The sequence below is a fragment of the Arthrobacter sp. Cza30 genome (genome assembly GCF_059090765.1).
On record NZ_JBNHGA010000013.1, the window covers coordinates 38,644 to 64,150 of the forward strand.

A 25,507-nucleotide genomic window follows, 5' to 3' on the forward strand; every position below is an offset into this window, starting at 1 on the left:
GCCGGGGAAGCGCGTCATCCGGCAGGCCCAACAGCTTGCACTCGACACCTGCGAGTGCTAATTATTGAGTTAGCACTCTCGCGGGCTGACTGCTAAGAAAGCCCGTAGGGAGTGAAACCCGCCACCTCGGTGAGGTGAGCGGCGCGGCGTACCGAATTCGCCGTCGTCGTGAGCCGTCCGTCGCGGGCACCGCAGGTGGCCAGCAGCCGTCAAAAGCTGCGTCCAGTGTCTACTGTCCAGAAGGGACGTAAGCCGCTATGGCAAAGATCATTGCATTTGACGAAGAGGCCCGCCGCGGCCTCGAGCGCGGGCTCAACACCCTCGCTGACGCCGTTAAGGTAACCCTCGGCCCGCGTGGCCGCAACGTCGTGCTCGAGAAGAAGTGGGGCGCCCCCACGATCACCAACGATGGTGTTTCCATCGCCAAGGAGATCGAGCTGGACGACCCGTACGAGAAGATCGGCGCCGAGCTGGTCAAGGAAGTCGCCAAGAAGACCGACGACGTCGCCGGTGACGGCACCACCACCGCCACCGTCCTGGCCCAGGCTTTGGTCAAGGAAGGCCTGCGCAACGTTGCTGCCGGCGCCGACCCGCTGAGCCTGAAGCGCGGCATCGAGAAGGCTGTTGACGCCGTCACCGCCGAGCTCATCGCTTCCGCCAAGGAAATCGAGACCAAGGAACAGATTGCCGCCACCGCGTCGATCTCCGCCGGAGATCCGCAGATCGGCGAGCTGATCGCCGAGGCCCTGGACAAGGTGGGCAAGGAAGGCGTCGTCACGGTCGAGGAGTCCAACACCTTCGGCCTGGAGCTTGAGCTCACCGAAGGCATGCGCTTCGACAAGGGCTACCTGTCCGCCTACTTCGTCACCGACGCAGAGCGCCAGGAAACGGTCCTCGAGGATCCGTACATCCTGATCGTCAACTCCAAGATCTCCAACGTGAAGGACCTGGTTGGCATCCTGGAGAAGGTCATGCAGTCCGGCAAGCCGCTGCTGATCATCGCTGAGGACGTCGAGGCCGAGGCCCTGGCCACCCTGATCGTGAACAAGATGCGCGGCACCTTCAAGTCCGTGGCCGTCAAGGCTCCGGGCTTCGGCGACCGCCGCAAGGCCATGCTGGCCGACATCGCCATCCTGACCGGCGGCCAGGTCATCGCCGAAGAGGTCGGCCTCAAGCTGGAGAACGCCACCCTGGACCTGCTGGGCCAGGCCCGCAAGGTGGTTGTCACCAAGGACGAGACCACCATCGTCGAAGGTGCCGGCGAAGCCGACGCCATCGCCGGGCGCGTCAACCAGATCCGTGCTGAGATCGAGAACTCCGATTCCGACTACGACCGCGAGAAGCTGCAGGAGCGCCTGGCCAAGCTGGCCGGCGGCGTGGCAGTCATCAAGGCCGGTGCCGCAACCGAGGTCGAGCTCAAGGAGCGCAAGCACCGCATCGAGGACGCTGTCCGCAACGCGAAGGCTGCCGTTGAGGAAGGCATCGTCGCCGGTGGCGGCGTGGCCCTGATCCAGGCTGGCGCCAAGGCGTTCGCCAACCTCAACCTCGAAGGCGACGAAGCAACCGGCGCCAACATCGTCAAGGTTGCCATCGACGCTCCGCTGAAGCAGATCGCCCTCAACGCCGGCCTGGAGCCGGGCGTCGTGGCCGACAAGGTCCGCGGCCTGGCCGACGGCCACGGCCTGAACGCCGCCACCGGTGTCTACGAGGACCTGCTGGCTGCGGGCGTGAATGATCCGGTCAAGGTGACCCGCTCTGCCCTGCAGAACGCGGCCTCCATCGCCGGCCTGTTCCTGACCACCGAAGCCGTTGTTGCCGACAAGCCGGAGAAGGCCGCTCCGGCCATGCCGGGCGGCGACGAGATGGGCGGCATGGGCGGCTTCTAAGCTTCCCCGCCACCACCTCGGCCTGGCAGCAGGCCACGGTTCAGCGAGGCGCGGTTCCCGTCATGGGAGCCGCGCCTCGCGGCCTTTAACCCCTTTCCGGAGCGAGCCAGTCGGGCCTCTCGTGCCAGGCTTCCAGCTCGGCGGAGAGGTTGTGCCGGGCACGCTCCAGCCACTTCTCCCGGGCGGACGGGGTCCGGTAGAGCGGATCCAGCGCCAGCAGACCGCGGACGACGGCGGTGCGCCCGGCGGCAAAGTCGGCGTCGGGCACGTGCGCATAGTCTTTGCGGACGTCCCGGACATAGCTGCGGTATTCCGCCGGCGTTCCGCCGAGGACGGACAGGTCGGCGTCGCACAGCAGGGCACCGGATCCGTCGTGCGGGCCGGGCGAATGGGTGGCCGTGAGCAGGACCAGCCGGACCACTTCGGCCGTCTCCTCCTCCCCGCTGCAGCCCGCGGCCGGCAGACAGGAAGCCGCGAGATCAGCCGATTCCTGTTCATCGACGCCGGGCCGGCCGTTGTAGACGGCGTCGTGGAACCAGGCGGCCAACCATACTGCCCGCGGCCGGGGAACGGACCCGGCCGGAGCAGTGAGCTGTTCCAGCGCCTCCAGGACAGCCAGCAGGTGGCCGGGGCCATGGTAGTGGCGGTGCGGTTCTCCCCAACGGTCCAGCAGGTCGCGGCCGAGGTCCTCGTGCCCGGGCAGCAGCTCGTTCCACCGGCGGAGCAGCACCCTGCGCAGTCTCTCCGGGCGCTGACGGGCCGGTACCCGCAACCCGCTCGCCTGCAGCCGGCGGGTGAGGTCACCGGCGCTGACTTCGACGGCGCCCAACCGGACCAGTTCGGCGTAGCGGCTGGCCGGCACATCGTAATGGTCCCGGTCGAAGGCCCGCTCGCGGATACCGGCGGCTGCGGCGAAGCGGTGGAGTTCGGCCAGCGATGTGTCGGAGACCAGGTGGGAAAAGTGGGTGCCGTGCGCGGGCCAGAGCGGAGGATCGATGAGTATTGCCACGTGCCCAGCCTAGAGCCAGGAATGTCTGCCATGCCCCCGCCGGGGCGGCCAGGAATGGTGGCCGGATCTGAAAAGATGGAGATCATGACTATTACTGCTGCCGCCGATGGCTCCGCGCTCGGCAATCCCGGCCCCGCCGGCTGGGCCTGGTACATCGACGACACGGCGTGGGCTGCCGGGGGCTGGCCGCACGGCACCAACAACCAGGGCGAGTTGATGGCCGTGCTGGACCTGTTCCGGGCCACGGCGCACCTGCCGCAGGAACACCTGCGCGTGTTGTGCGACAGCCAGTACGTGATCAACTGCGTGACCAAGTGGATGCCGGGCTGGAAGCGGCGGGGCTGGAAGAAGGCCGACGGCAAGCCGGTGCTGAACGTCGACCTGCTCAAAGACATCGACGCCGCGATCAAGGGACGCAGCTACGAGTTCGAGTGGGTGAAGGGCCACGCCGGACACAGGCTGAACGAAGCCGCCGACGAACGGGCCCGAGCGGTTGCGGTCGCCTTCCAGAACGGCACCGGCGCACCGGCCGGCCCGGGCTTTCCCGGCGGACCGGGAACCTCCGGCAGTGCCGTACTCGGATCGGCGCAGGCTGCCGCCGCCCGTCCGGGAACCACCCCGCCTTCCGCCAGCCGCCCCGAAAACACCCCGGCTGCCGCCGCCCGTCCGGGAAACACCCCGGTTGCCCGGCCGGCGGCCGCAGTCGTGCCGGAGCCCGATCTCTTTTCCGAGCTGGAAGACTTCGCCGACCCGGCCGTTGTCGGGGACGCCGCGGAAGAGCTGGTGGTGCGGCTCGAGAGGGAGTTGCTCAGCCCCGCCGTCCGGGCTGACTACGGGCGCCTGGCCGTGCTGCTGCACCCCGACTTCGCCGAGATTGGCGAAGCAGGCCGGATGTGGACGCGGGACGCGATGATCAGCGAACTCCAGGAAAGCCCCGAGCTGGACGCGTCCATGGAGGTCTTCGCCGTCGAACGGCTGGGGGAAGACAGCATCCTGCTGACTTACCGCAGCGTCCGCCGCGACGGATCGGCCCTGCGCAGTTCGCTCTGGCTGCGCGAGGGCGGGCGCTGGCGCCTGCGCTTCCACCAGGGCACCCCCGAGCAGGACTGAACGGCCGGCCGCACACCCGGCGGTGCCGCGGCCAAACCCTGCAGCCGAGCCGCCCACCCGCACCCGGCCGGACAACGGTCAGGCCAGGAACATCCGGGCGTTGGCCTCCTCGGCCTGCGAGTACTGCTGCGAGGCGTGGGACAACGCCGCGTTGATGCTGGCCAAGGATTCCTCCACCTTCAGCTGGGTGGCCCGCCAGTCCGTGATCAGCTGCTGGAAGTTCGTCGCCGCCGAACCGGTCCACAGCGACTCCAATTCGCGCAGCCCGGACTGCATGGTGTTCACCTCCGCCTGCAGACGTCCGATGGTGCCCTGCACGGCCATGCTCTTGGCGGCAAGAGCCTCGCTGTCTACCTGGAATACGGCCACGGTGTCCTCCGCTCGTGGATGAATCTATCCGACACGGTTCAGGCTAGGCAGCCGCGGAAGACGCCGCGAGACCCAAGCCGCCGAATGTGGAAAACCCCTGAGCTGTACGGGCCCTACGGTCACCCGAGGTGGAAGGCGCCGTCCTCGTCCGCCGGCGGGTGATACGGGATCCGGATGGACATGGTTGCCCCGCCGCCCGGGGTCTCCGTCAACCTGACGCTTCCGTCATGCTGGGCCACCAGGGCAGCGACGATGGCCAAACCCAGCCCGGTGCCGCCGGTTTCGCGATCCCGGGAGGTGTCCGCCCGGTAAAAACGTTCGAACACCCGTGCGGCCTCGTCCTCGGAAATGCCCGGGCCGTGGTCGCGGATCTCCAGGACAGAATCCAGGCGGTTATCGCTCGCCGGCTGGACGCCGACGGCGATCTCCAGCGGTGAGCCGTCGGGGGTGTAGCGCAGGGCGTTCGTGACCAGGTTGGCGACCACCTGGCGCAGCCGGGCCTCGTCGCCCACGACCGGCGCGGGCCGCGGCGCCCCGCCGTCGAGCCCCACGACCGTAATGGCACGGTTGGGGGCGCTGGCCCGTGCGTCCAGAGCAGCATCGTTGCCGAGCATGAGGAGATCCAGCGGCTTGGTTTCGAGCGGACGCTGTTCATCCACCCGTGCCAGGGTCAGCAGGTCTTCCACGAGCTGGCCCATGCGCTTGGCTTCGCTCTCGATCCGGCCCATGGCCGCACCGACGTCGTCGGGCGTCTGCAGCGCGCCGTGCCGGTACAGCTCGGAGAAACCGCGGATGGTGACCAGCGGGGTGCGCAGTTCGTGCGAGGCATCTTGGACGAAGCGCCGCATGCGCTGCTCGGACGCGGTCCGGGACGCGAAGGCGGTTTCGATGTGCGCGAGCATGGCGTTCAGCGAACTGGACAGCCGGCCCACTTCGGTCGCAGGGTTCAGCACGTCGACGCGTCGGGAGAGGTCCCCCGCGGCGATGGCCGCTGCCGTTTTCTCCACCCGGGCCAAGGGCCGGAAGGATCGGGTGACGACCAGCCACACGATGCCGATGGCGGCGACAGTGGCCGAGACGGCGATGAGGAGCGTGCTGGCCGCGACTTCGTCGAAAGTGCTGTTCACCTCGTTGTAGCTCACCGCCACCGCGACGGAGCCGGAGTCGTTCTGGAGGGGCGTGACCCACACCCGCCAGCCCTGGCTGTCCCGATCGGTGCCGGGAACGTGGAAACCCCGGCCTTGGAGTGCCTGGGCCCTGTCGGGGGTAATGTCCCGCAGATCCGGGCGGTCACCCGTTGGGTTGGTGTCGATCGTGAGCTCGCCGCCGCGGGTGAACAAGGCGCCGTAGTACCTCGTCGACGGGTAGGACATCCCGGTGGGGGCCGTCGCCTCACGGACCAGGAAGGACGAGATGGACTGGCGGTTCTTGGTCAGGTCGTTGTCGAGCTGCCTTACCAGCGTGTCGTGAAGCAGGGTCAGGATCAGCGCCGAGGTCAGGGTCAGGGTGGCGACCATGAGCACGCCCATGATCAGCACCAGCTGGGACCGCAGGGACGCTGACTTCCACCGATCCAGCATCGATCAGCGGCGGTCGGCCGTGCGCAGGAGGTACCCAACCCCGCGCTTGGTCTGGATCAGCGGCGGAGTATCCGGATTCGTGTCGATCTTCCGGCGCAGGTAGGAGATGTAGGACTCGACGATTGAGGCGTCGCCGTTGAAGTCGTACTCCCAGACATGGTCGAGGATCTGCGCCTTGGAGAGCACGCGGTTGGGGTTCAGCATCAGGTAGCGCAGCAGCTTGAACTCGGTGGGGGAGAGGTCGATGACGTCGCCGCCCCGGCGCACCTCGTGCGCGTCGTCGTCGAGCTCCAAGTCATCCACCTGGATGATCGCGTCGTCTTCCAGCAGCGGCCGGGTGCGGCGGAGGACGGCGCGGATCCGGGCCACCACTTCGTCCAGGCTGAACGGCTTGGTCACGTAGTCGTCGCCGCCGACTGTCAGGCCGGTGACCTTGTCTTCGGTTTCGTCGCGGGCGGTGAGGAAGACCACCGGGAAATGCCGGCCGGAGGCCCGCAGCTTGCGGGTGACGGTGAACCCGTCCATGTCCGGCAGCATCACGTCCAGCACGGCCAGATCCGGTGCATGCTCTTCGGCGGCGTCCAGGGCCTCGCGGCCGTTGGCCGCAGCCACTACCTCGAATCCTGCGAACCGCAGCGAGGTGGACAGCAGTTCCCGGATGTTCGGCTCGTCGTCGACGACCAGCAGTTTGGCTTCGGGCTCAGGCTTTTTCACCCTTTCAGTGTGCTCCCGGTTTCTGGGAGTTTGCTGAATGAATGCTGCGCGTGCAGGGCGGCCCGGATGCCCCATGCCCGGCCGGGGCAAATGGGTCGTTTGCCCGATGCTGCCACACCTGTCGGCGACGGATTCTTGATTCGTCGGCGAAAGTCCGGCACAAGCCGAAAGGGAAATCATGCAGTCAGCAGTATTGGCCCGCGAATCCAAAGCAACGGATATTTACGAGGCGGTTGAGGAGTTCGACGGTTCCCGACGCTTGGACCTCCGGCAGTTGCTCCGCGACACGGCGAGGGCGCTGAGCGCGGCGGCGGGCACCACACGCCGAAGCCTTGCCCGTCGCCGGATGGACCGGCGCCGCTGGGCGGTTGATTACCAGCGGCTGGAGGAGGTCCGCGAAGAGGCCTTCATGCAGCTGTACCGAAACGGCGGCCTGCGCTGAGGCCGGCGGCCGGTCCGGACCGGCCTACGGCGGCAGCCCCGGACCGGCCTACGGCTGCAGCACGTCGTTGGCGTCCTTGATGGTGTAGGCGTAGCCCTGCTCGGCTAGGAAGCGCTGGCGTTTGGCCGCGAAGTCCTGGTCCAGAGTGTCCCGCGCCACCACCGTGTAGAACCGGGCGGCCCGGCCGTCCGACTTCGGGCGCAGGAGCCGGCCCAGGCGCTGGGCTTCTTCCTGCCGCGAGCCGAACGAGCCGGACACCTGGATGGCCACGGTGGCTTCGGGCAGGTCGATGGAGAAGTTGGCGACCTTGGAGACGACCAGCGTCTGTAGTTCGCCGCGGCGGAACGCGTCGAACAGCCGCTGCCGTTCCTTTACCGACGTCTCGCCCTTGATCACGGGCGCGTCCAGGTGCGCGGCAATCTCGTCCAGTTGGTCGATGTACTGCCCGATCACCAGCAGCTGCTCGCCCCGGTGCGCCCGCACCAGGGCGTCGACCACCGGGGTCTTGGTCGGGGACGTCGCGCACAGCCGGTACTTGTCGCCGTCGTCGGCCATGGCGTAGGCCACCCGCTCGTCCCGCGGCAGGTCCACCCTGACTTCGACGCAGTCCGCGGGGGCGATGTAGCCCTGCGCTTCGATGTCCTTCCACGGCGCGTCGTAGCGCTTCGGGCCGATCAGCGAGAACACCTCGCCCTCGCGGCCGTCCTCGCGCACCAGCGTGGCGGTCAGCCCCAGCCGCCGCCGCGCCTGCAGGTCAGCGGTCATCCTGAACATCGGGGCCGGGAGCAGGTGCACCTCGTCGTAGATGATCAGACCCCAGTCGTTGGCATTCAGGAGCTCCAGGTGCGGGTACAGTCCGCCGCGGCGCATGGTCAGCACCTGGTAGGTGGCGATGGTGACCGGCCGGACCTCCTTGACCGAGCCGGAGTATTCGCCCACCTCCTCCGCCGTCAGGGAAGTCCGGCGGACCAGTTCGTCCTTCCACTGCCGCGCGGAGACGGTGTTGGTCACTAGCACCAGGGTGGTGGTGGAGCTGGTGGCCATCGCGGCCGCGCCGACCAGCGTCTTGCCGGCCCCGCAGGGCAGGACGACGACGCCGGAACCGCCGGCCCAGAAATTCTCCACGGCCAGGCGCTGGTACGGCCGCAACTGCCAGCCCCCGGGTTCCGCGGATTCGGCCAGCGCGATCGGATGCGGCGTGCCGTCGACGTAGCCGGCCAGGTCCTCCGCGGGCCAGCCCAGCTTGAGCAGCAGTTGCTTGAGCTGGCCGCGCTGGGAGGAGTGCACCACGGTGGTCTCGGCATCGATCCGCGGACCCAGCAGCGGCTGGATCTTCTTGGCGTGCATGACCTCTTCGAGCACCGGGTAGTCTGTGGTGCGCAGCACGAGGCCATGCTGCGGGTCCTTCTCCAGCCGCAGCCGCCCGTAGCGGGACATGGTGTCCTCGATGTCCACGAGCAACGCGTGCGGCACCGGGAAGCGGGAGTAGTTCAGCAGCGTGTCCAGCACCTGTTCGGCGTCCAGCCCGGCGGCGCGCGCGTTCCACAGCCCCAGCGGAGTGATCCGGTAGGAATGCATGTGCTCCGGTGCGCGCTCCAGTTCGGCGAACGCGGCGATGGCGTGCCGGGCCTCCGTGGCCTGTTCGTGGTCCACTTCCAGCAGGATGGTCTTGTCGCTTTGCACGATCAGGGGTCCGTTGGCCATTCAGCTGCCCTCCACTAGTTCAATGTCCATCACGCGGTGGATGGAGACGGTGCGCTCGCTGTCACGGTCGGGGTCGAAGACGCGCACCCGTCCGCCGCTGACGGACAGCGGGAGCATCACCTGGCGCCGGTGGTTGCCGTCCGGGTCCACGATGCCGATCCGCACCTTCTGTTTCAACCGGACCGCGGTGCGCAGGGTTTCCAACGCCAGCAGCGGCCCGGCCTCGGCGGCCGGACGGGCGGGAACGCCGCTGCTCCGCAGCATCGCCAGCTGGGCATCGGTGTCTTCGGCGCTGAGTTCCCAGGGGTTCGTCCTGACTGGGAACGACGACGGCGCGCGGCCGGCCTGCGCTGCGGCGGAACCATCCGCCAGGGTGCTGTCAGCGGAAGTGCTGCCGCCGCCGGTGCCCGTCCGGCCGCCGCCGGTGCCTGCCCCACCGCCCAGGGCCACGCCGTCGTCGGCTTCCGGAGCCGGCGCATAACCGAGCTGGCGCAGGGAGGCGAGCAGGTCGCGGGAACCGACCCGCGACACCAGCACCGTAGGGGCCAGCCGGCGCAGGCCCAGGCGGGCCGTGCGCGGGTCGGCGAGGAGGTCCGTCAGGGCATCCTCGTCGTCGCTGCGCAGGAAACCCGCGGCCGATCCCACCCGCAGCGCGCCGTGCCGGGAAGCGGTGTCCTCCACCAGGTACTCCAGCGGCTGCGGCACGCCGGTGGCCGAATGCCGTGTCAGGAAGCCGAGGATCCCGGCCGCATCCCGGCCGGCGTCCAGGGCGCGGCGGATGCTGTCGGCCGAGAGCCGGTAGATGGCCGCCGGGCCCCGGCCTTCCGCGTTCGACAGCAGGGACAGCTCGGCGGCGATATCCGGGGCCAGATACCCGGGAGCAACGGCCGTCAGGTCCGCCTGCAGCATGAATTGGTCCAGCGGTGCCGGCAGCTGCTCCGCCAGCAGCGCGGCGGCGTCGGCCAGCCGGTCCTGCGCCGTGGCCCGCCCCAGATCGGTCAGCGCGCCGGAGCCTGTGAGACCCAGCCGCGCGGCCTCGGTCAGGATGCCCGGAACCAGGCGCTTGAACCGGCGCTGCTGCCGGGGCCGCCGCCAGACCAGGTAGGCGGTAACCGCTTCCGGCGAGGGCGCCGGCGTGCTGCCGCCGCTGGAATCAGCCCCACCGCAGAGTTCGTCCAGTGCCTCGAGCACGTGGCGCCGGACTGCCGGTGCGTCGGGCCGCGATGCTTCGGCTGCCAGCGCATTGATGGCGGTGTCCGACGGGGTCCGCCCGCCCACCAATGACGGCGCCCGATCCAGCTGCAGCCAGGACGCGACCAGCAGCTGCCATTGGTCCCGGCGCTCGAGGGAGCCGAACGCGGCACCCGCAGGGACCACCCAGCGGGAGGTGTCCACGTCCAGGACGACCAGGCCGGCGGCGGCGGACAGCTCCAGCAGCCAGCTGGTCATGCCCGGTTCGATCCGCAACGCCTCGGTTAGCCGCCGGACTTCGCGGACCCCCACGCCGCCGGCCCGCAGCGTGGTCACCGGGCCCCGGCGTATCTGTTCCAACAATTCGGCCACCAGCCGCAGCGTCTCGGCCGCGGCGGAGAAGGCCGCATTGTCACGCAGCGAATTCCGGACCTGCCGGGCATCAACCTCCGGCCGCCGCGTGTGCCAAGGGTCAGCCACCGCGCCGCCGCGCACCGCCAGGCCAGCCGGCCGGGGGAGCTCCACGTGCGATGCGTCGATGGGCACCAACAGCGCGTGGGCGGCCAGCCAGTCGATGGGCGAGGTGGCGTCGCGCGGGCCGTTATCGGCCAGCCGGTGCGGCAGCGCCCCGAGCGGGGAGCGGCGGAACTTCCCGAGCAGATCCTCCGTATGCTCCGGCGCCTTGGCCATCAACGCCGGCCAGGTCCGCGGGTCGGCGAGCCAGCTCTCGAGGGCGGCGGCTGCCCGGACGCCCGGCGACGGCGCGCCGGCGCCTTCGTCCGGGGCCGGCTCGGCAACTTCGGCGGGGAGGGCGTGACCGGCCTCCCGCAGCAGCCGCGCCGTACGGACCAAATGGTCGGCGGCGGCGGGGCTGGCGGCGGCCAGGGCTGCGTAGCTGCGGCCGAGGCCGGACGGGTACGGTCCCAGTGCTTCCGCCAGGCTCGCCACCGGTAGGTAGGCCGGGGAAGGAGGGGCGGCACCGCCGTCGTCGTGGGAGGGCGGTTCGGCGAGCAGCAGCAGGGCGAGTCCATGCAGCCGCGCCAGGCAGGAGTCCAGTTCGTGAAGCCACGCGGTGCTGTCGGGCGGCACAAGCAACGGCCGCAGGGAGCGGGCGTCGGCGGCGCGTCCGGCATCTACGTCGGTGCTGAGCACTACCGCTTCGAGTACGTCCAGCTCGGGCCGGGACAGCTGTTCCAGCACCCGCTGCAGGCTGATCCGCGTGCACGCGCGTGCAGCCAGTGCGGAAAAGTCCGGCACGGCCGGCAGGCAGAGATCCGGACGGGCGCCGAACAGCTGCCGCAGCTCGGTGTCGCTGCGGGCGGCCAACTGGCCGGCCAGGGCGCGGATGGAGGACACCGGATTAACGTTACCCCGCGCCGCTGCGGCCCAGCGGTGCAGGGACGGGGTGGTCTTGCGGCCAACGGTGCACGGCCGCGACGGTCTTGGCGGCCGGGAGCGGCGGGAACCAGCCCGTCGTGGGGCGGGGGTGGCTGCTGCCTCTAGCTGCGTCGGCGGCGGCGTACGCTGCCGGCTACCAGCAGCACCATCAGCACGAAGGCGATGGGAAAGCAGAACCAGGTCAGTCCCAGAAAGCCGGCCCACACCTCGGTTCCGGCCATGGCGCCGGCCAAAATCACGCCCAGGCTGCCCAAACCGGCCAAGAGCGCGACGACGGCGGCAATGACCAGCACTCGGTGCAAAGCACCGGACTCGGCGGGGCGGGACGCATTGTGGGCGGGGACGGTTGCGGGCATGACACCAGATTACAGCCGCCATTCCGGAGCCTCATTCCCGGCGCTCACGCCACGAGCGGAAAGCAGTGGGCAACGGGCTCGGCGGTCAGCGGAACGCGATAACCTAGAGACAGACTTTCCCCGATTCGGCGCGGTCGCGTGTGCGACCGCTGTGCTACCGGCGGGGCCCATGGTAAGAACGCAGCAGCGTGCGGTACCGCTGCATCATGAAGCAGAACGAGGTAAGCAAAGTGCCCATCGGCAAAGTCAAGTGGTTTGACACGGATAAAGGGTTTGGATTCCTGGCCAGCGAGGACGGACAGGAAGTGTTCCTGCACGCCTCGGCGCTGCCGGCCGGCGTCAAAGACGTCAAGCCAGGCACCCGGATGGAATTCGGCATAGCCGATGGCCGGCGTGGCCCCTCCGCGCTCTCGGCGCGCATCCTCGACGCCGCTCCCTCGGTGGTCCGGGCGACGCGGAAGCCGGCCGAGGACATGGCCGTGATCACCGAAGACCTGATCAAGCTGCTGGACGAGATCTCCAACGGCCTGCGCAGGGGCCGCTACCCGGAGCGCTCCCACGCGTCGAAGGTTGCAGCGGTGCTCCGCCGCGTAGCCGACGACCTGGACGCGTAGAGCGGCCTCGATGACTGGAAACATGACCGACGCTGGCGCTGAAACGGTTGACGCGGGGCAGTCCGTCGCCGATGAGCCGCAGGCCGAGGCGGCGCCCCGACGTCGTCCCGCCAGACGCGCTCCCAAACTAGACCCTGTGTTGGCTGCCGCGGTTGACCGTGCGCGTGACGGAGTGCTGGAGATCGCGCCGTCCGAGCAGATCGGCGCACACGTCGGCACCTTTGCCGACGGCGACCGTCTGGTCACCCACCGGTTCGAGGCCCAACTGGCGGGCTACGCGGGCTGGCAGTGGTTCGCCACGCTGGCCCGGGTGCCGCGGGGCAAGGAAGCAACTGTTTGCGAAGTGGGCCTGCTTCCTTCCGAGAAGTCGCTGCTGGCACCCGAGTGGGTGCCGTGGGCCGATCGGGTTCGGCCCGAAGAAGCCGCGGCTGCGGCGGAAGCAGAAGCTGCGGAACGCTCCGAGGCTGCTGCTGCGAACGAAGTAGCAGAGGCGGCGGAACGCTCCGAGCCTGCTTCCGCCGACGATGTGACGGCGACGGATCGCACCGAGGAAGCCGCGGACGGCGCCGAGGCAGCTGCTGGCGATGATGTGGAGGCGGCGGACGGCACCGAGGCCGCTCCTGCCGACGATGTGGCAGCGACGGAGCGGACCGAGGCAGACGATTCCAATGTAGCCGCGGACGGCGTGCCCGCAGCCGAGGACCTGCGCCCGGTCACGGAGGACGTAACCGACGGCTACGGCGCCGAGGCCTCCGGCGTCTCCGCGACCGAGACATCCGACGTCACCGCGACCGAGGACGGCGCCGAAACTACGTCCTGACGCGACCCATCGACGAGGCAGGTATGCAGCCGGAAAGGGCGGTAAAGCGTGTTTCGTTCACTGAGGTTGTTCAACTACCGGATCTGGTTCATTGGGGCCTTGGTCTCCAATATCGGCACGTGGATGCAGCGCACGGCGCAGGACTGGCTGGTCTACGACATCCTGACCGAGCAGGACGCCGCTGCCATGGGCATCGTCATGGCTCTGCAGATGGGGCCACAACTGGTTCTGGCTCCTTGGGCCGGGCTGGTTGCCGACCGCTTTGACCGGCAAAAGCTGCTGATGGCCACCCAGATTTCGATGGCCGTGCTGGGCTTGGCGTTGGGATTGATGGTGATCGCCGACGTCGCCCAGTTGTGGCACGTCTACGCCTTTGCCCTGGCACTCGGCATGGTGACAGCGGTGGATGCGCCGGCGCGGCAGACGTTCGTCTCGGACGTGGTGCGCGACGATTACCTGCCCAACGCGGTGGCGCTGAACAGCACGTCCTTCAACCTGGCCAGGATGGTCGGGCCGGCCATTGCCGGTGTGCTCACCGTCGCCATCGGTCCCGGACCGGTATTCCTGATCAACACCGCCACCTTCGCGGCAATGATCGCGGCGCTGCTCGCCATCCGACGGCAGGAGCTTCACCTGCGGGAGAAGGCCGCTAAGGGACGCGGGCAGATCCTCGAAGGCTTCCGGTATGTGAAGCAGCGGCCCGACCTGGTGGTTGTGCTCGCCGCCATCTTTATCATCGGTACCTTCGGCCTGAACTTTTCCGTCTTTGTCGCCTCCATGGCGCGGACCGAATTCGGCGGACATGCCGGCGATTTCGGGTTGCTCTCCTCGGTCATGGCCGCGGGTTCGGTCACCGGTTCGCTGCTTAGCGCACGGCGGGACCGCCCCCGGCTGCGCTATATCTTCGGCGCATCGGTGGCCTTCGGCATCGCCTGCACGGTGGCAGGGTTGGCCCCCACGGTTTGGCTGTTCGGGCTGGCGCTCGTGCCGGTCGGCGCTGCCGCCATCACGATCATGACCAGCGCCAATGCGTATGTGCAGACCACGACTGCTCCCATGATGCGCGGGCGCGTGATGTCTTTGTACATGGCCATCCTGATGGGCGGGACCCCGATCGGTGCGCCTCTGGTCGGTTTGGTGGCCAACAGCTTTGGCCCGCGCTGGGGGCTGGGGGTGGCCGCGCTGTCCGGCGTGGCCGCCGCCGCGATCGGGATCGTATGGGCCTGGCGTGCCCACCACATGCGCCTGCGCTTCGACCGCTCTGCGGCCCGGAAACTATCCATCACCTACGGCGTGCCGGACCGGCGCGGCTAAGAGATTCCGAGACCGCGGCGCCCCACGCACCCGGCATTTTCTGCTGGCGTTCCGGCATTCTCCGCAGGCGCCCCGACATCTTCTGCTCGTGCCGCGGGAAGCTCAGAATGGGGGTCGTGCATTGGGGTCGGTGTTGTCGTCGGGCAGTTCGATGCCGCCGAGCGTACGTTTTGGTGGTTGGTCGCCGCGGTCGATGGTGTCGCGGTCGTCGGTGTCTCCGGCGACATCTGCGGCGCCGTCGGTGTTGTCTTCGTTATCGCCGGGGGTTGCCGCTTCCGTGTCCGTTGGACGGGGCAGCAGGGTGTCCCAGCCCTCGTCCGGGTGGGTGGTCTTGCGGTGGCCGGTGCGCGTGGTCCAGGTGATCTGACCGTGTGGGCCGGCCTGGGCCTGGATGTGCCCGGCGGTTTTCGCCGCGTGGTGGGCGCTGCACAGGCATTGCAGGTTTTCCGGCACAGTCGGCCCGCCGTCGTCCCACCCTTGGACATGGTCGATCTCGCAGTATCTGGCGGCGCGGCGGCAGCCGGGGAAGCGGCAGTGCCGGTCCCGGACCCGGACCAGGCGTTTGAGCCAGTCGGGCGGAGTCCGCAGTTTCCGTGCGGCTGCGATTGCCTGGCCGTGGTCGTCGGTGAGTACCGGCAACCAGGACCTGGCCAGCTGCGCCAGTTCCCGTCCCATGTCTGCCGGGATCGGGCCGTGCCCGGCCAGGTCTCCGGGCTCCTCGCTCAGTCCCAGCAGCGTGGCCAGGGGCACCGTGACCAGCATCCCCGGCCCCGCACCACCGCCGCAGTTACCGCCGCCGGGTGCGGCCCGGGTAGCCGCAGTGCCTACGGGTGTCGGCCGTGGGTCCGCGACGGCCCCGGCCCCGAACGCACCGCCGCAGTTACCGCTGCCGCTGACGGCGGTTGCCTCGCATCCAACGAAGGCGCCGCTGCCGGCGGGCTGTGCCGTGGCCGGGGCTGCCGGTCCCATGTCTTCCGCCGTCGTCGTGTCCGCCCCGCCGGCCGGGCAGGTGCGGCCGGTCAGCATGAGGTCACAGAACACGTCGGCGCGGAGCTGGGGCAGGGTCCTGGCCTCGCCCGGGCCCTGGAGAGAGCGGGCTGTGGCCTGAATCCGGTCGAAGACCAGATGCGCTTTGTCCGCGCTGGTCCGGATCCACAGTTCGGCCATGCCGTCGTCCTGGTCGGTGAGCTGCACGTCGCGGGACTCGTTCGCCCGCCGGTGCCGCTGGGCCAGGGATTCCGGGTGGAGACGGTCGCGCATCCGCCGGGCCCGGGACCGGACCGTATCCAGGGTGACGTCCCCGGCGCCGGGCAGCACCGCGGCCTCAAAATCCTGCAGGCATTCGGCCGGCAGGTCCGCGCAGCCGCGGGCCAGCGCCTTCGCGCGCGGCATGTCCAGGTCGCCGCGGCCCATCGCCTCGAGAGTGCCCGGCAGGTGCGCGCAGATCTGCCGGGCGTCGGCCAGCATGGCCCGCGCCGCGGCGTCACCGGTGCACAGATGCGCCGAGATCTCCTGGTGCGCGAAGCGGGAAAAGCCTTCCGGGTCGCGGTCCCCGCCCATCCCGGGACGCATCCGGGCGAAGCGGTCCAACGCCTTCACCCGGCACGACTGCACCCACGCCTCCACCCGCGCCGCAGCCAAAAGATAATCCATGGTCTGCACGTCATCCAGTTCCGCCGGCTCCACCACCGCCAACAAACCGGCCAGCACGGCAGGCACCCCCACCCCGCCCACGGGCACCACGGGCTCACCGCCCGTGTCCTCCGGCACCACGGGCAGGCCTACCCCGTCCTCCGCGATAGCAGCCGGTGGCAGTCCGGTGTCAGATCCCTGCGATATTTCGGCGTCCTCGGGCATGGCTGGCTGCCCGCCATCGGTGGCTTCCGGTGGTGAAGTCTCTGCAGTGTTGGCCGCCTCGGCGGCAGACGCACCAGGGTCAGCGGCCGCCGAAATTAGTCCGGCGCGATCAGGCCCGATGCCATAACGCCGGAGCAGTGCTTCTGCCACCACGTGCTGCAGCAGCGCTTCCAGCAGGGAACTGTCCGGACGCGAGGGCACGCCAAGGTCCATCACCAGTCCCTGTCCCGGAACCGGGAACCGAAGCTCGTCGCCCTCGCCCTCCATATCCACACGCTACCGGCCGCCTCCGACAGTTTAGGGGCGAGCATTCAGGCTCGCTGGACGGCGGGACGACGCTGGTAGGACGAAACGCTGCCGGCGCCATCGTGCACAGGCGAGCTGCTGACGCACGCCGCTGACGCACGCCGCTGACGCTCACCGCTGACGAAACGCACCACGCACCTGCTGCCAACGCATAAGGTCCGGCCGCCGCGAACGGTAGCCGGACCTATTGCGAAACGACGCGATGTCGGGGGAGTCAGCCCTGGAGCCGGTCCACCACGTAGTCGATGCAGGCCAGCAGGGCGCTGACGTCCTCCGGCTCTACGGCGACAAAGGTGGCGATGCGCAGCTGGTTGCGGCCGAGCTTGCGGTACGGCTCCACGTCCACCACTCCGTTCGCGCGCAGCACCTTGGCGACCGCTGCGGCGTCGACCGACTCGTCGAAGTCCACCGTCGCGATGACGTTGGAGCGGTGCTCCGGGTTCGCCACATACGGGGTCGCCACGGCGGAAGCCTCCGCCCACTGGTACACCCGCCCTGCCGAATCGGCGGTGCGGCCGGAAGCGAAGTCCAGGCCGCCGTTGCCGTTCAGCCACTCGATCTGGGCGTTGAGCGTGACCAAGGTTGCCAGCGCGGGCGTGTTGTAGGTCTGGTTCTTCAGCGAGTTGTCGATGGCCGTTTCAAGATTGAGGAAGTCCGGAATCCAGCGGTCGGTGGCACCGATCCGGGCGGCCCGTTCCAGCGCTGCGGGGGAGAAGACGCCCAGCCACAGGCCGCCGTCGGACGCGAAGTTTTTCTGGGGGGCGAAGTAGTAGACGTCGCTCTGGGTGATGTCGACGTCGAGCCCGCCCGCGGCGGAGGTGGCGTCGATGAGGACCAAGGCGCCGTCGTCGGCACCATCCACACGCTGCACCGGAGCCGCCACGCCGGTGGAGGTTTCGTTCTGCGCCCACGCATAGACATCCACGCCGGCCTCCGCCCGCGGCTCCGGCCGGGAGCCGGGTTCCGAGGTGATGATGCTGGACTCGGCCAGGAACGGAGCCTTGTTGGTGGCCGCGGCGAACTTGGAGCTGAACTCCCCGAAGGACAGGTGCTGGGCCTTCTGCTCTACCAGTCCGAAGGTTGCGACGTCCCAAAACGCCGTCGAGCCGCCAACGCCGAGGATGACCTCGTACCCCTCCGGCGCCTTGAAGAACTCCTTGAGCCCTTCGCGGACGCTGCCCACAAGATTCTTCACCGGTGCCTGGCGGTGCGACGTGCCCAAAAGGTTCTTGCCTGCGGCGACCAGGGCGTCGACCTGTTCCGGGCGCACCTTGGACGGGCCGGCGCCAAAGCGCCCGTCCTTCGGCAGCAGGTCGGCGGGAATGCTGATGGACTGGGTATCGCTCATGAATACCTTTCCTGGCGTGGTGGCAATGATCTCGATGGCGGTTCGCCGTTGAACGCCCGTTTCATTCTGCCTCAACGCCGAGGGCCGCTGTTAGTTGAAGCGGGCATTGTTGCGTTGGCCCCTTGGCGCGTCAGCTCGCGGCGTAGCTGCCGGTCCGATAAGGAAAACAGGCTAGGCTGGGGAGGGGAAAACACCCTCATGCATGCTGCTGGAGCAGCCTTTTCACCGCGCCGAGGAGCAAGAAGCCATTGACTGATCTCATTGACACTACCGAGATGTACCTGCGCACTATCCTCGAGCTCGAAGAAGAGAACATCGTCGCGCTGCGCGCCCGGATCGCCGAGCGGCTGCGCCACTCGGGCCCGACCGTGTCGCAGACGATCGGGCGGATGGAGCGGGACGGACTCGTAGTCGTCACCGGCGACAGGCATCTGGAGCTGACCGAGCTGGGCCGGCGAAAAGCGACCGAAGTGATGCGCAAGCACCGGCTGGCCGAGCGGTTGCTCTCCGACGTCATCGGGCTGGACTGGGCCTACGTGCATGATGAGGCCTGCCGCTGGGAGCACGTGATGAGCGAGCGGGTCGAGCAGCGGCTCTTCGAGCTGCTGGGCAGGCCGACGGTGTCGCCGTACGGCAATCCCATCCCCGGCCTGGAAGCGCTCGGCGGCCAACCGGCCGAAGAGTTCGCTACCGGCGTGCTTAACTTGGCGCAGGCCATGGGCAGCTACACGTCCGACAAAGAGGTGAGCATCGTCAGGCTGGCGGAGCCCATCCAAGTGGAACCGGAACTGTTGCTCCAGCTGGAAGAGGGCGGGCTGAAGCCCGGCGCAAGCCTTCAACTGGAGACCGCCGGCGAGTACATTTCCGTGCGCGTGCCGGGGATCGAAGGGGCCTTGGAACTGCCTCCGGAAGTTGCCGCGCACATCTTTGTATCAATGCGATGAAACGTTGACCCTTGAAAACACGCACCCCGGATAACGGATTTATTACTTTCGGGGAGTTTTACGTATAGTTGACCCGGGCATCGAGACATCGATTCCCACACCCTTCGCAAGCCGAACCCTGTCGGCGGAGGCGTGTATCCGTGAGACAGGGGCGGAGGACCCACCAAGCGGCAGTTTGTTCGCTGCCTTGGGGTGAAGCCGCAGCGGGCAAAGCCTCGGTGAATCGTTCCACCGGCGCTCTGTGCGGTGTGGCCGAGTTTTCTCTTGACTCGAATCCGACAGCTAACTTCGCAGGCGCTTTGGGAGAGGTAACAGAATTTTGGCAGGACACAAAGCCTCGGGACGGCGCCGTTCAACCGCCCCGGCCGAACACTCACGCCCACGTGCCGCAACACCCGGCCGACGCCGTGCCCAGCCGGCACCGTCGCCGGTAGCAGCAGCCGCGCGCGACGTCGGGCATAAGACAGCGATCGTTGCAGCCGCCTCCGGGATGGCACTCACAGTGATGCTGCCGACGACGGCCGGCGCCACTGCCGACGCCCCGCAGGACGCCCCGGTCGCCAGCAGCATTTCCGCCGCCACCGAAGCCCGGCTGACGTTCGAGCGGGCCGGCCTGACCAGCAAATTCGACCCGGACACGAAGCTGAAGCAGGTCATGGTCGCTTCGGGCAGCAATGCCAAGGTCGTCAGCAGCGAAGGCTCCCTCTCGCAGCCGATGGACGAGCTGACCATGACGTCGCCGTTCGGCTACCGCGTCAGCCCCATCACCGGCTACGCCGGGGAACTGCACACCGGCCAGGACTACGGAGCAGCCTGCGGCACCCCGGTCCACGCAGCGGCCGGCGGAACCGTCGTCGAGGCGGGCTTCCAGGTCGGCGGCGGCGGCAACCGGATTGTGGTGGACCACGGCAACGGCCTGAAGACCACCTACAACCACCTGAGCACCATTGACACCTCGGTCGGTGCCACAGTGCAGCGCGGGGAGATGGTGGGCCAAAGCGGCACCACCGGCGCCTCGACCGGCTGCCACCTCCACTTCGAAGTAATGGTCAACGACAAGCTGGTGGACCCCACCGGCTGGCTGTGATGAACACGCCGTAACCGGAACGTGACACATCCCGCAAACTGTTATAAGGTTTCACCCGTGCCAGTCGTCAACAGGCTGGCACCTTCGGGCGGAATGCCGAACTCTGCCGTCGCCCGAAGTTCGTTCGCACCGAATCGCATGGCAGAGGCGGGGGAACCACTTCCCGGACATCGCACGGTGTCCTTGGGGTAAAGCCGAGCAGGCCCGGGCCACCAGCCCGCAAGCCCGCCGGCCGGATGAACTCCCATCCGAACCCGACAGCTCACTTCGCAGGCATTTGGGAGAGGTACAGACCGTGTCCAAGAGCATTACTGCGGGCCGCCATCGTGCGACCCCCGTCCGCACGAGCCCGCTTGAGACGATTTCCAAGGCTGTGTCCGCGAATGCGGGAACCATGGGACGTCAGGGTGCCGTGATCGCCGCCGCTACCGGCCTGGTTCTGACCGGTACCATCCCGGCCCAGGCTGTCAACGCTGACCGAGGGGTCGAGGCCCCGGCCCGCGTGCAGGTGGAAGCCGTGCAGGCCTCCGCAGCCGTGAAGCTGACCTTCGAACGCGCGGGGATCACCTCCACCCCCGCACCGGAGCCGGTTGTCCAGGCCGTCTCCAACGAAATCAACCCCACGACCGGCAACGACGCCGGGTCGAACGAAACCAAGACCGCCAAGAAGGCCGGCGAGGCTGCCGCCAGTGGAGCCGCCGGCGCCATCGTCGCGGCCGCCTACGGCCAAATCGGTGTCGCCCAGGACTGCACGGCCCTAGTCGAGAACGCCCTGCGCGCGGCAGGCTTCGCGGTGGGCGACCTCGCCCCGGCGCAGTTCTTTGCCTACGGCACGCAGGTGGCCACTCCGCAGCCCGGCGACATCATCTACTACGCCAACGGCGGCGCCGGTGTGGCCCACGTGGCCATCTACGTCGGCAACGGCCAGGCGGTCCACGGCGGGTGGGCGGGCTACAGCACTGTCCTGGGCAGCGCCTACATCGGCTCCGGCCCGGTCTTCATCCGTCCGGCAGGCTAAACCCTTCCTGTCTCGGCCTTCTCGCGGCGCGTCCTTCGGGGCGCGCTGCGGGCGTTAAAAAACGGTGCGCGGAGAACCTGCGCGGAAACGGCGCGGGGAAGACGGCGCGGCGCCACGTGCGGAAAACCTGCGCGAGAGCGGCCCGCGAAGACAGGTCCGGAGCGGCCAGCGAAGACGGGCCCGGAGCCACGCGCGGAAGACCGGCGCGGAGACGGCGCCTGGAGCGTGCGCGAGGCCGCGGACTCGCAAGCGGCACCCTTCGTACCAAACCCGTCCCGGAACCGTCCGCATGCAGGGCCCGGCGGCCTCCCGTAATCAAAACATCACCGCGCCGTGATCAGAATGTGACAATGCGTGATTGATCGTATACGCTCTAACGCGTGCCAGTTGCCAAACGGCTGGGACCTCCGGGTGGATTGCCGAGCTCTGCCACCGTCCGGAGTCCGTTCGCAAAAAACTTCGCGGGCAGAGGCGGGGGAACCAATTTCGGGTTCCGTACAGGAACCCTTGGGGTTAAGTCGCCAGCACTCTCAGGCATTGCCGGGGAGGGCTGCGGCCGGATGCACTCCCATCCGAATCCGACAGCTCACCTCGCAGGCATTGGGAGAGGCCTTTAACGTGTTCAATGACACCGCTACGGGGCGCCACCGCGCCGTTTCCGTCCGCACCAACCCGCTGGAGACGATTTCCAAAGCCGTCTCGTCCAATGCCGGATCCATGGGTCGCTCGGCAGCCGTGATCGCTGCCGCGTCCGGACTGGCCCTGACCGCCGCGGTCCCCGCGCAGTCAACCTCCATCGAACGCCCCGCATCCACCGTGTCCGTTCCCAGCCGCGTGCAGGTGGACACCGTCCAGGCTTCGAGTGCCGTCGAGCTGACCTTCTCGCGTCCCGCCATCAAGTCCACTCCGGCCCCGGAGCCTGAGCCTGTTGTCGAAGCCGTGGCCGAGGAAGTGGCCCCGGTTGTCGAGGAGGTCGCAGACACCGCCCAGGGCGCCGTCCAGGCCGCCGCTCCCGCGGTCGAGGTCAAGGCAGCCGCCGCCGCTCCCGCGGCCAAGGCAGCGCCGGCCAAGGCCGAAGCGTCCGCCAGCGGCGTGGCCTCCACCCTCGTGTCCTCCGCGTACGGCCAGATCGGCATCTCGCAGGACTGCACCGCCATGGTGGAGAAGGCCCTGCGTGCCGCCGGCTTCTCGGTGGGCGACCTCGCACCCGCACAGTTCTTCAGCTACGGCACCCAGGTGTCCACCCCGCAGCCGGGCGACCTGCTCTACTACTCCGACGGCGGCGCAGGCGTTGCGCACATCGCCATCTACGTGGGCAACGGCCAGGCCATCCACGGCGGCTGGACCGGTTACACCACCGCACTGGCCAGCGCGGACGTCGGATCCGGCTACGTAGCCATCCGCGTCAACTAGGCAACAGCCTTCTCCGGTCCGCAGGGACCGTCCCGACGGCCCCGGTCCACGCCCAGCGCGTGCACCGGGGCCGTCGGCGTTTCTGGGCCGCCCAGACGCCTGCGCGGACCGGCCTTGTCAGGGCCCAAGGCGGGCCCCACGGGTGCCCTCCGCCGGGCAGGCGGACCGCCGACGGCACCATTCCGAGGGCCCGCAGGCGGCGAAAAAGTTAGCGCGGAACGCACTCGCCGTCATACTCTTTGACTGTCAGTGCAGAAAATCCAGTCCCGGACCGGGATCTGAAGCACCGGTCGGGTTGGCCAGACCTAGAGGAATGTGCATGCGCACACTCGTCCTGAATGCTGGTTACGAGCCCCTGGCGGTTGTCACCTTCCGCCGGGCGCTGCTTCTTGTGCTCACCGGCAAAGCCAGCGTGCTTGCCGAAGACGGAGACCCCGTCGTCGGCCCCAACGACATACTGGGCCGACCCTCGGTCATCCTGCTCAACCGCTACATTAAGATGCCGTACAACAAGGACACCGCGGTGACCCGCCGCGGCGTCCTGCGCCGCGACAACCACCTCTGCGCCTACTGCGGGAAGACAGCCACCACGGTGGACCACGTCAAGCCCCGGTCCCGCGGGGGAGAAGACAGTTGGGAGAACCTGGTGGCCTGCTGCCTGCGCTGCAACAACGCCAAGGGCGACCGCACGCTGGCCCAAATGGGCTGGAGCCTGCGCTTCACGCCGCGGCCGCCCAGCGGCGCCCGCTGGCGGATCCGCGACCTGGACCGTCCCGCCCCGGCCTGGAGCCAGTTCCTCGACACCCATACCGCCGCGTGACGGCTCCGGTTTACGACGCCGTCGTGCTGGCCGGCGGCCGGTCCTCGCGCCTGGGCGGCAGCCCCAAGGCACTGCTGCGGCTCGAGGGGTCCACCTTGTTGCGCCGCACGCTGGAGGCCGTCCGCGGGGCCCGGCGGGTCTCCGTCGTCGGCCCCGACGACCTCTCCGAGGAAGTGGAAGCTTTCCGCCGCACCCTCGATCCGCGGCCGCTGCGGCTGACGCTCACCCGGGAAGACCCGCCGTTCTCCGGCCCGGCAGCGGGCATCGCGGCGGGGATCCAGGCGCTGTTACCGGACGGCGACGGCGGTGCCTCCGCGCTGTTACGGGACGACGACGACGGTGCCTCCGTGCGGTCTCCATTCACGCTGCTCTTCGCCTGCGACATGCCGATGCTGGCCGGGCTGCCGGAACTGCTGCTGCGCCACGCCGTCGGCCGGCCGGAGGCCAGACTCTGGATCCCGGTCGACGCCGACGGCAAACAGCAGCCGCTGGCCTGCTGCGCGGACAGCGCGGCACTGGAGGCCGCGGTGCGGAACGCCGGGGGAGCGGCCGGGCTGGCCGGCCAGTCGGTCAGGCGGCTGCTCGGCAGCCTGCCCGCCGCCGAGATCAGGCTCGAGGGTCCGTCAGGGGACCACACCTCCGACGTCGACACCTGGCAGGACGCCGGCCGCTTTGGCATTGCCCGGCCCGCCCCGTAGCCTGAAGCAAACGTTGTACGAGCCCGCGCGCGGGCGGATCGGAGGCCATTGTGTCCGGAGCGGCCGAAAAGCTCTCCCCCTATGTCAGCGAACTGCTCCAGGCGCTGGAAATCGAAGACACACCGGTCGACATCGACGCGGTGCTGGGACTGGCCGGCGTCGCGGCGCACAGCGTGATCCGCCCGGCGGCGCCGCTGACCACGTTCGTGGTGGGCTACGCGGCCGGCCTGGCCGCCGCCACCGGACAGGCCACACCCGAGGTGGCCATGCGCGCCGCCTCCAGGGTGGCCGACGAAGTGGCGCGCCGGCACGGCGCAGTGCAGGAGTGAGCGGCTCCGGCCTGCGCTGGGACGACGCCCGCAGAACCGCCTATGCCGCCGGCCGGGAGGCGGGGCGGCCCCACCCCGTGAACGTGGGGCTGGCCGCCTGTGCCGGCCGCACGCTGGCCCGCGACCTGACGGCGCTGGTGCCGGTCCCGCATTACGCTTCCTCCGCCATGGACGGCTGGGCCGTTGCCGGCACGGGGCCGTGGCAGTTGGTGCCGGCCGGGAGCGCCCTGCGGCCCGGGCTGGCCGCCCCGGTCGTCACCGGAGGGCTGATCCCCGACGGCACGGACAGCGTGCTGCGCAGCGAATGCGGCTCCGCGGTGGCCGACCGGCTGGAGCTGTGCGCGGGTACCGACGCGCGGGAACTTGCCCCCGGGCGGCACATCCGTCCGGCCGGCGAGGAAACCGCCGCCGGCGCCGTCGTGGTCTCCGCCGGCACCGTGCTGACCCCGGCGCACCTGGCCGTCGCGGCCGTGTGCGGCCACGACGCGCTCCCCGTTGCCCCCGTGCCGCAGGTAACCCTGCTGCTCACGGGCGACGAGGTCGTCACCTCCGGCATTCCCGCGCCGGGCCGGGTCCGGGACACGTTCGGCCCCACGCTGCCGGCCATCATCGCCCGGCTCGGCGGCCAGGTCATGGACAGCCGGCGGCTGCCCGACGACTTCGCGGCCACCGCGGCAGCCATCGCCGGCTGCGGCGGCGACGTCGTGGTCACCACCGGCGGAACGGGCCACTCCTCGGCCGATCATCTGCGCCGGGTGCTGGACGCGGACTCGGCCACGATCCTGATCCCGTCCATCCGGATGCGCCCGGGGCATCCGGCGCTGCTGGCCCGGCTGGCCGACGGCAGGCTGCTGGTGGGCCTGCCGGGCAATCCGCTGGCAGCCATGATGGCGCTGCTGACCCTGGCGGCTCCGCTGCTGGCCGGGATGACCGGCCGGCCGCTGGCCCCGCTGCGCACCGTGCCCGCCGGGACGGCCATGCCGCCGCTGCACGACCAGGACCGGCTGATGCCCTACGGCCTGTCGCCGGATGGCGGCGCCGTCCCCGCGGACCGCATCGGTTCGGCGATGATGCGGGGGCTGGCGGCCGCGGACGGGGTGATGGTGGTGCCGGCCGCCGGCGCCGAACCCGGCGAGCAGCTGTCGGCCCTCGACCTGCCCTGGTGAACGACGCGTCCTGC

General features: G+C 69.3%; 23 protein-coding genes and 3 riboswitches. Of the genes, 14 read left to right on the forward strand and 9 right to left on the reverse strand.

From position 1 onward, the window contains the following. Window positions 1-257 precede the first annotated feature (257 nt). Complete coding sequence (gene groL / locus AC5RVZ_RS30550; RefSeq protein ID WP_494014691.1) at window positions 258-1,886, forward strand: chaperonin GroEL; 1,629 nt, start codon at window positions 258-260, stop codon at window positions 1,884-1,886. Window positions 1,887-1,971: 85 nt separating this feature from the next. Here the strand turns inward: groL and AC5RVZ_RS30555 are convergent, their stop codons facing one another. Then, window positions 1,972-2,895: a DUF4031 domain-containing protein gene (locus AC5RVZ_RS30555; protein ID WP_494069361.1), complete on the reverse strand. Its 924-nt coding sequence runs from the start codon at window positions 2,893-2,895 to the stop codon at window positions 1,972-1,974. An 84-nt stretch (window positions 2,896-2,979) separates the two neighbouring features. Between AC5RVZ_RS30555 and AC5RVZ_RS30560 the strand changes: the two genes are divergently transcribed. Then, the gene (locus AC5RVZ_RS30560) at window positions 2,980-4,005 is read left to right on the forward strand and encodes an RNase H family protein (RefSeq protein ID WP_494069362.1); all 1,026 of its coding nucleotides are present in this window, start codon (window positions 2,980-2,982) and stop codon (window positions 4,003-4,005) included. A gap of 78 nt (window positions 4,006-4,083) precedes the next feature. On the opposite strand, the gene AC5RVZ_RS30565 is transcribed toward AC5RVZ_RS30560, so the two are convergent. From AC5RVZ_RS30565 to AC5RVZ_RS30575, 3 genes are all read right to left on the reverse strand, one after another. Continuing rightward, window positions 4,084-4,374, reverse strand: coding sequence for a WXG100 family type VII secretion target (locus tag AC5RVZ_RS30565; protein WP_493987611.1), 291 nt, complete (start codon window positions 4,372-4,374; stop codon window positions 4,084-4,086). 119 nt (window positions 4,375-4,493) lie between these two features. Then, entirely contained in the window at window positions 4,494-5,954 is a 1,461-nt protein-coding gene (locus tag AC5RVZ_RS30570) for a sensor histidine kinase (RefSeq protein WP_494069363.1), read from the reverse strand. A 3-nt stretch (window positions 5,955-5,957) separates the two neighbouring features. Next, window positions 5,958-6,668 (reverse strand): response regulator transcription factor, encoded by a 711-nt coding sequence (locus AC5RVZ_RS30575; protein ID WP_494069364.1) that lies wholly within the window; start codon window positions 6,666-6,668, stop codon window positions 5,958-5,960. A gap of 178 nt (window positions 6,669-6,846) precedes the next feature. Between AC5RVZ_RS30575 and AC5RVZ_RS30580 the strand changes: the two genes are divergently transcribed. Continuing rightward, window positions 6,847-7,110, forward strand: coding sequence for a hypothetical protein (locus tag AC5RVZ_RS30580; protein WP_494069365.1), 264 nt, complete (start codon window positions 6,847-6,849; stop codon window positions 7,108-7,110). Window positions 7,111-7,158: 48 nt separating this feature from the next. On the opposite strand, the gene AC5RVZ_RS30585 is transcribed toward AC5RVZ_RS30580, so the two are convergent. The 3 genes from AC5RVZ_RS30585 to AC5RVZ_RS30595 form a co-directional block, all read right to left on the reverse strand. Then, complete coding sequence (locus AC5RVZ_RS30585; RefSeq protein WP_494069366.1) at window positions 7,159-8,814, reverse strand: DNA repair helicase XPB; 1,656 nt, start codon at window positions 8,812-8,814, stop codon at window positions 7,159-7,161. Continuing rightward, window positions 8,815-11,361: a helicase-associated domain-containing protein gene (locus AC5RVZ_RS30590; protein WP_494069367.1), complete on the reverse strand. Its 2,547-nt coding sequence runs from the start codon at window positions 11,359-11,361 to the stop codon at window positions 8,815-8,817. A gap of 143 nt (window positions 11,362-11,504) precedes the next feature. After that, entirely contained in the window at window positions 11,505-11,759 is a 255-nt protein-coding gene (locus tag AC5RVZ_RS30595; RefSeq protein ID WP_494069368.1) for a hypothetical protein, read from the reverse strand. Between the two features lie 230 nt (window positions 11,760-11,989). On the opposite strand from AC5RVZ_RS30595, the gene AC5RVZ_RS30600 reads away from it, so the two are divergent. The 3 genes from AC5RVZ_RS30600 to AC5RVZ_RS30610 all read left to right on the forward strand — a co-directional run bounded on the left by AC5RVZ_RS30600 (window position 11,990) and on the right by AC5RVZ_RS30610 (window position 14,507). Next, window positions 11,990-12,373 carry a cold-shock protein gene (locus tag AC5RVZ_RS30600; protein ID WP_493979440.1) on the forward strand — a complete coding sequence of 128 codons (384 nt, stop codon included), beginning with the start codon at window positions 11,990-11,992 and terminating at the stop codon, window positions 12,371-12,373. 136 nt (window positions 12,374-12,509) lie between these two features. After that, the gene (locus AC5RVZ_RS30605; protein WP_494069369.1) at window positions 12,510-13,193 is read left to right on the forward strand and encodes a DUF3027 domain-containing protein; all 684 of its coding nucleotides are present in this window, start codon (window positions 12,510-12,512) and stop codon (window positions 13,191-13,193) included. A gap of 48 nt (window positions 13,194-13,241) precedes the next feature. Further along, window positions 13,242-14,507 (forward strand): MFS transporter, encoded by a 1,266-nt coding sequence (locus tag AC5RVZ_RS30610; protein ID WP_494069370.1) that lies wholly within the window; start codon window positions 13,242-13,244, stop codon window positions 14,505-14,507. 102 nt (window positions 14,508-14,609) lie between these two features. On the opposite strand, the gene AC5RVZ_RS30615 is transcribed toward AC5RVZ_RS30610, so the two are convergent. Beyond that, window positions 14,610-16,631, reverse strand: coding sequence for an HNH endonuclease signature motif containing protein (locus AC5RVZ_RS30615; protein ID WP_494069371.1), 2,022 nt, complete (start codon window positions 16,629-16,631; stop codon window positions 14,610-14,612). Window positions 16,632-16,884: 253 nt separating this feature from the next. Further along, entirely contained in the window at window positions 16,885-18,018 is a 1,134-nt protein-coding gene (gene serC, locus AC5RVZ_RS30620; RefSeq protein ID WP_494069372.1) for a phosphoserine transaminase, read from the reverse strand. 248 nt (window positions 18,019-18,266) lie between these two features. Here serC and AC5RVZ_RS30625 point away from each other — a divergent pair, with 248 nt between their 5' ends. The 8 genes from AC5RVZ_RS30625 (at window position 18,267) to AC5RVZ_RS30660 (ending at window position 25,493) form a co-directional block, all read left to right on the forward strand. Continuing rightward, complete coding sequence (locus AC5RVZ_RS30625; protein ID WP_494069373.1) at window positions 18,267-18,962, forward strand: iron-dependent transcriptional repressor DtxR; 696 nt, start codon at window positions 18,267-18,269, stop codon at window positions 18,960-18,962. A 99-nt stretch (window positions 18,963-19,061) separates the two neighbouring features. Then, window positions 19,062-19,275: riboswitch (cyclic di-AMP (ydaO/yuaA leader) on the forward strand. A 177-nt stretch (window positions 19,276-19,452) separates the two neighbouring features. Then, a complete protein-coding gene (locus AC5RVZ_RS30630; protein WP_494069374.1) occupies window positions 19,453-20,049 on the forward strand; it encodes a M23 family metallopeptidase in 597 nt (198 codons plus the stop codon). 117 nt (window positions 20,050-20,166) lie between these two features. Then, window positions 20,167-20,340: riboswitch (cyclic di-AMP (ydaO/yuaA leader) on the forward strand. 103 nt (window positions 20,341-20,443) lie between these two features. After that, window positions 20,444-21,067: an NlpC/P60 family protein gene (locus tag AC5RVZ_RS30635; protein ID WP_494069375.1), complete on the forward strand. Its 624-nt coding sequence runs from the start codon at window positions 20,444-20,446 to the stop codon at window positions 21,065-21,067. A 445-nt stretch (window positions 21,068-21,512) separates the two neighbouring features. Further along, window positions 21,513-21,681, forward strand: a riboswitch (cyclic di-AMP (ydaO/yuaA leader). A 4-nt stretch (window positions 21,682-21,685) separates the two neighbouring features. Continuing rightward, complete coding sequence (locus AC5RVZ_RS30640) at window positions 21,686-22,480, forward strand: NlpC/P60 family protein (protein ID WP_494069376.1); 795 nt, start codon at window positions 21,686-21,688, stop codon at window positions 22,478-22,480. A 319-nt stretch (window positions 22,481-22,799) separates the two neighbouring features. Next, the gene (locus tag AC5RVZ_RS30645; protein WP_494069377.1) at window positions 22,800-23,300 is read left to right on the forward strand and encodes an HNH endonuclease; all 501 of its coding nucleotides are present in this window, start codon (window positions 22,800-22,802) and stop codon (window positions 23,298-23,300) included. Further along, on the forward strand, window positions 23,297-23,998 hold the full coding sequence (gene mobA, locus AC5RVZ_RS30650) for a molybdenum cofactor guanylyltransferase (RefSeq protein ID WP_494069378.1): 702 nt from the start codon (window positions 23,297-23,299) through the stop codon (window positions 23,996-23,998). Before AC5RVZ_RS30645 ends, mobA begins: the two co-directional genes overlap by 4 nt. 50 nt (window positions 23,999-24,048) lie before the next feature. Beyond that, window positions 24,049-24,327, forward strand: a complete 279-nt coding sequence (locus AC5RVZ_RS30655) for a DUF6457 domain-containing protein (protein ID WP_493979386.1) — start codon at window positions 24,049-24,051, stop codon at window positions 24,325-24,327. Further along, the gene (locus AC5RVZ_RS30660; protein ID WP_494069379.1) at window positions 24,324-25,493 is read left to right on the forward strand and encodes a molybdopterin molybdotransferase MoeA; all 1,170 of its coding nucleotides are present in this window, start codon (window positions 24,324-24,326) and stop codon (window positions 25,491-25,493) included. Before AC5RVZ_RS30655 ends, AC5RVZ_RS30660 begins: the two co-directional genes overlap by 4 nt. The last annotated feature ends 14 nt before the right edge of the window (window positions 25,494-25,507 follow it).

Excerpts from the sequence above, each read along its gene's own strand:
- AC5RVZ_RS30580 (WP_494069365.1), top strand. The coding sequence starts at position 6,847 with ATGCAGTCAGCAGTATTGGCCCGCGAATCCAAAGCAACGGATATTTAC.
- AC5RVZ_RS30645 (WP_494069377.1), top strand. The coding sequence starts at position 22,800 with ATGCGCACACTCGTCCTGAATGCTGGTTACGAGCCCCTGGCGGTTGTC.
- groL (WP_494014691.1), top strand. The coding sequence starts at position 258 with ATGGCAAAGATCATTGCATTTGACGAAGAGGCCCGCCGCGGCCTCGAG.
- serC (WP_494069372.1), bottom strand. The coding sequence starts at position 18,018 with ATGAGCGATACCCAGTCCATCAGCATTCCCGCCGACCTGCTGCCGAAG.
- AC5RVZ_RS30615 (WP_494069371.1), bottom strand. The coding sequence starts at position 16,631 with ATGGAGGGCGAGGGCGACGAGCTTCGGTTCCCGGTTCCGGGACAGGGA.
- AC5RVZ_RS30595 (WP_494069368.1), bottom strand. The coding sequence starts at position 11,759 with ATGCCCGCAACCGTCCCCGCCCACAATGCGTCCCGCCCCGCCGAGTCC.
- AC5RVZ_RS30630 (WP_494069374.1), top strand. The coding sequence starts at position 19,453 with ATGGCACTCACAGTGATGCTGCCGACGACGGCCGGCGCCACTGCCGAC.
- AC5RVZ_RS30570 (WP_494069363.1), bottom strand. The coding sequence starts at position 5,954 with ATGCTGGATCGGTGGAAGTCAGCGTCCCTGCGGTCCCAGCTGGTGCTG.
- AC5RVZ_RS30560 (WP_494069362.1), top strand. The coding sequence starts at position 2,980 with ATGACTATTACTGCTGCCGCCGATGGCTCCGCGCTCGGCAATCCCGGC.
- AC5RVZ_RS30635 (WP_494069375.1), top strand. The coding sequence starts at position 20,444 with ATGGGACGTCAGGGTGCCGTGATCGCCGCCGCTACCGGCCTGGTTCTG.
- AC5RVZ_RS30585 (WP_494069366.1), bottom strand. The coding sequence starts at position 8,814 with ATGGCCAACGGACCCCTGATCGTGCAAAGCGACAAGACCATCCTGCTG.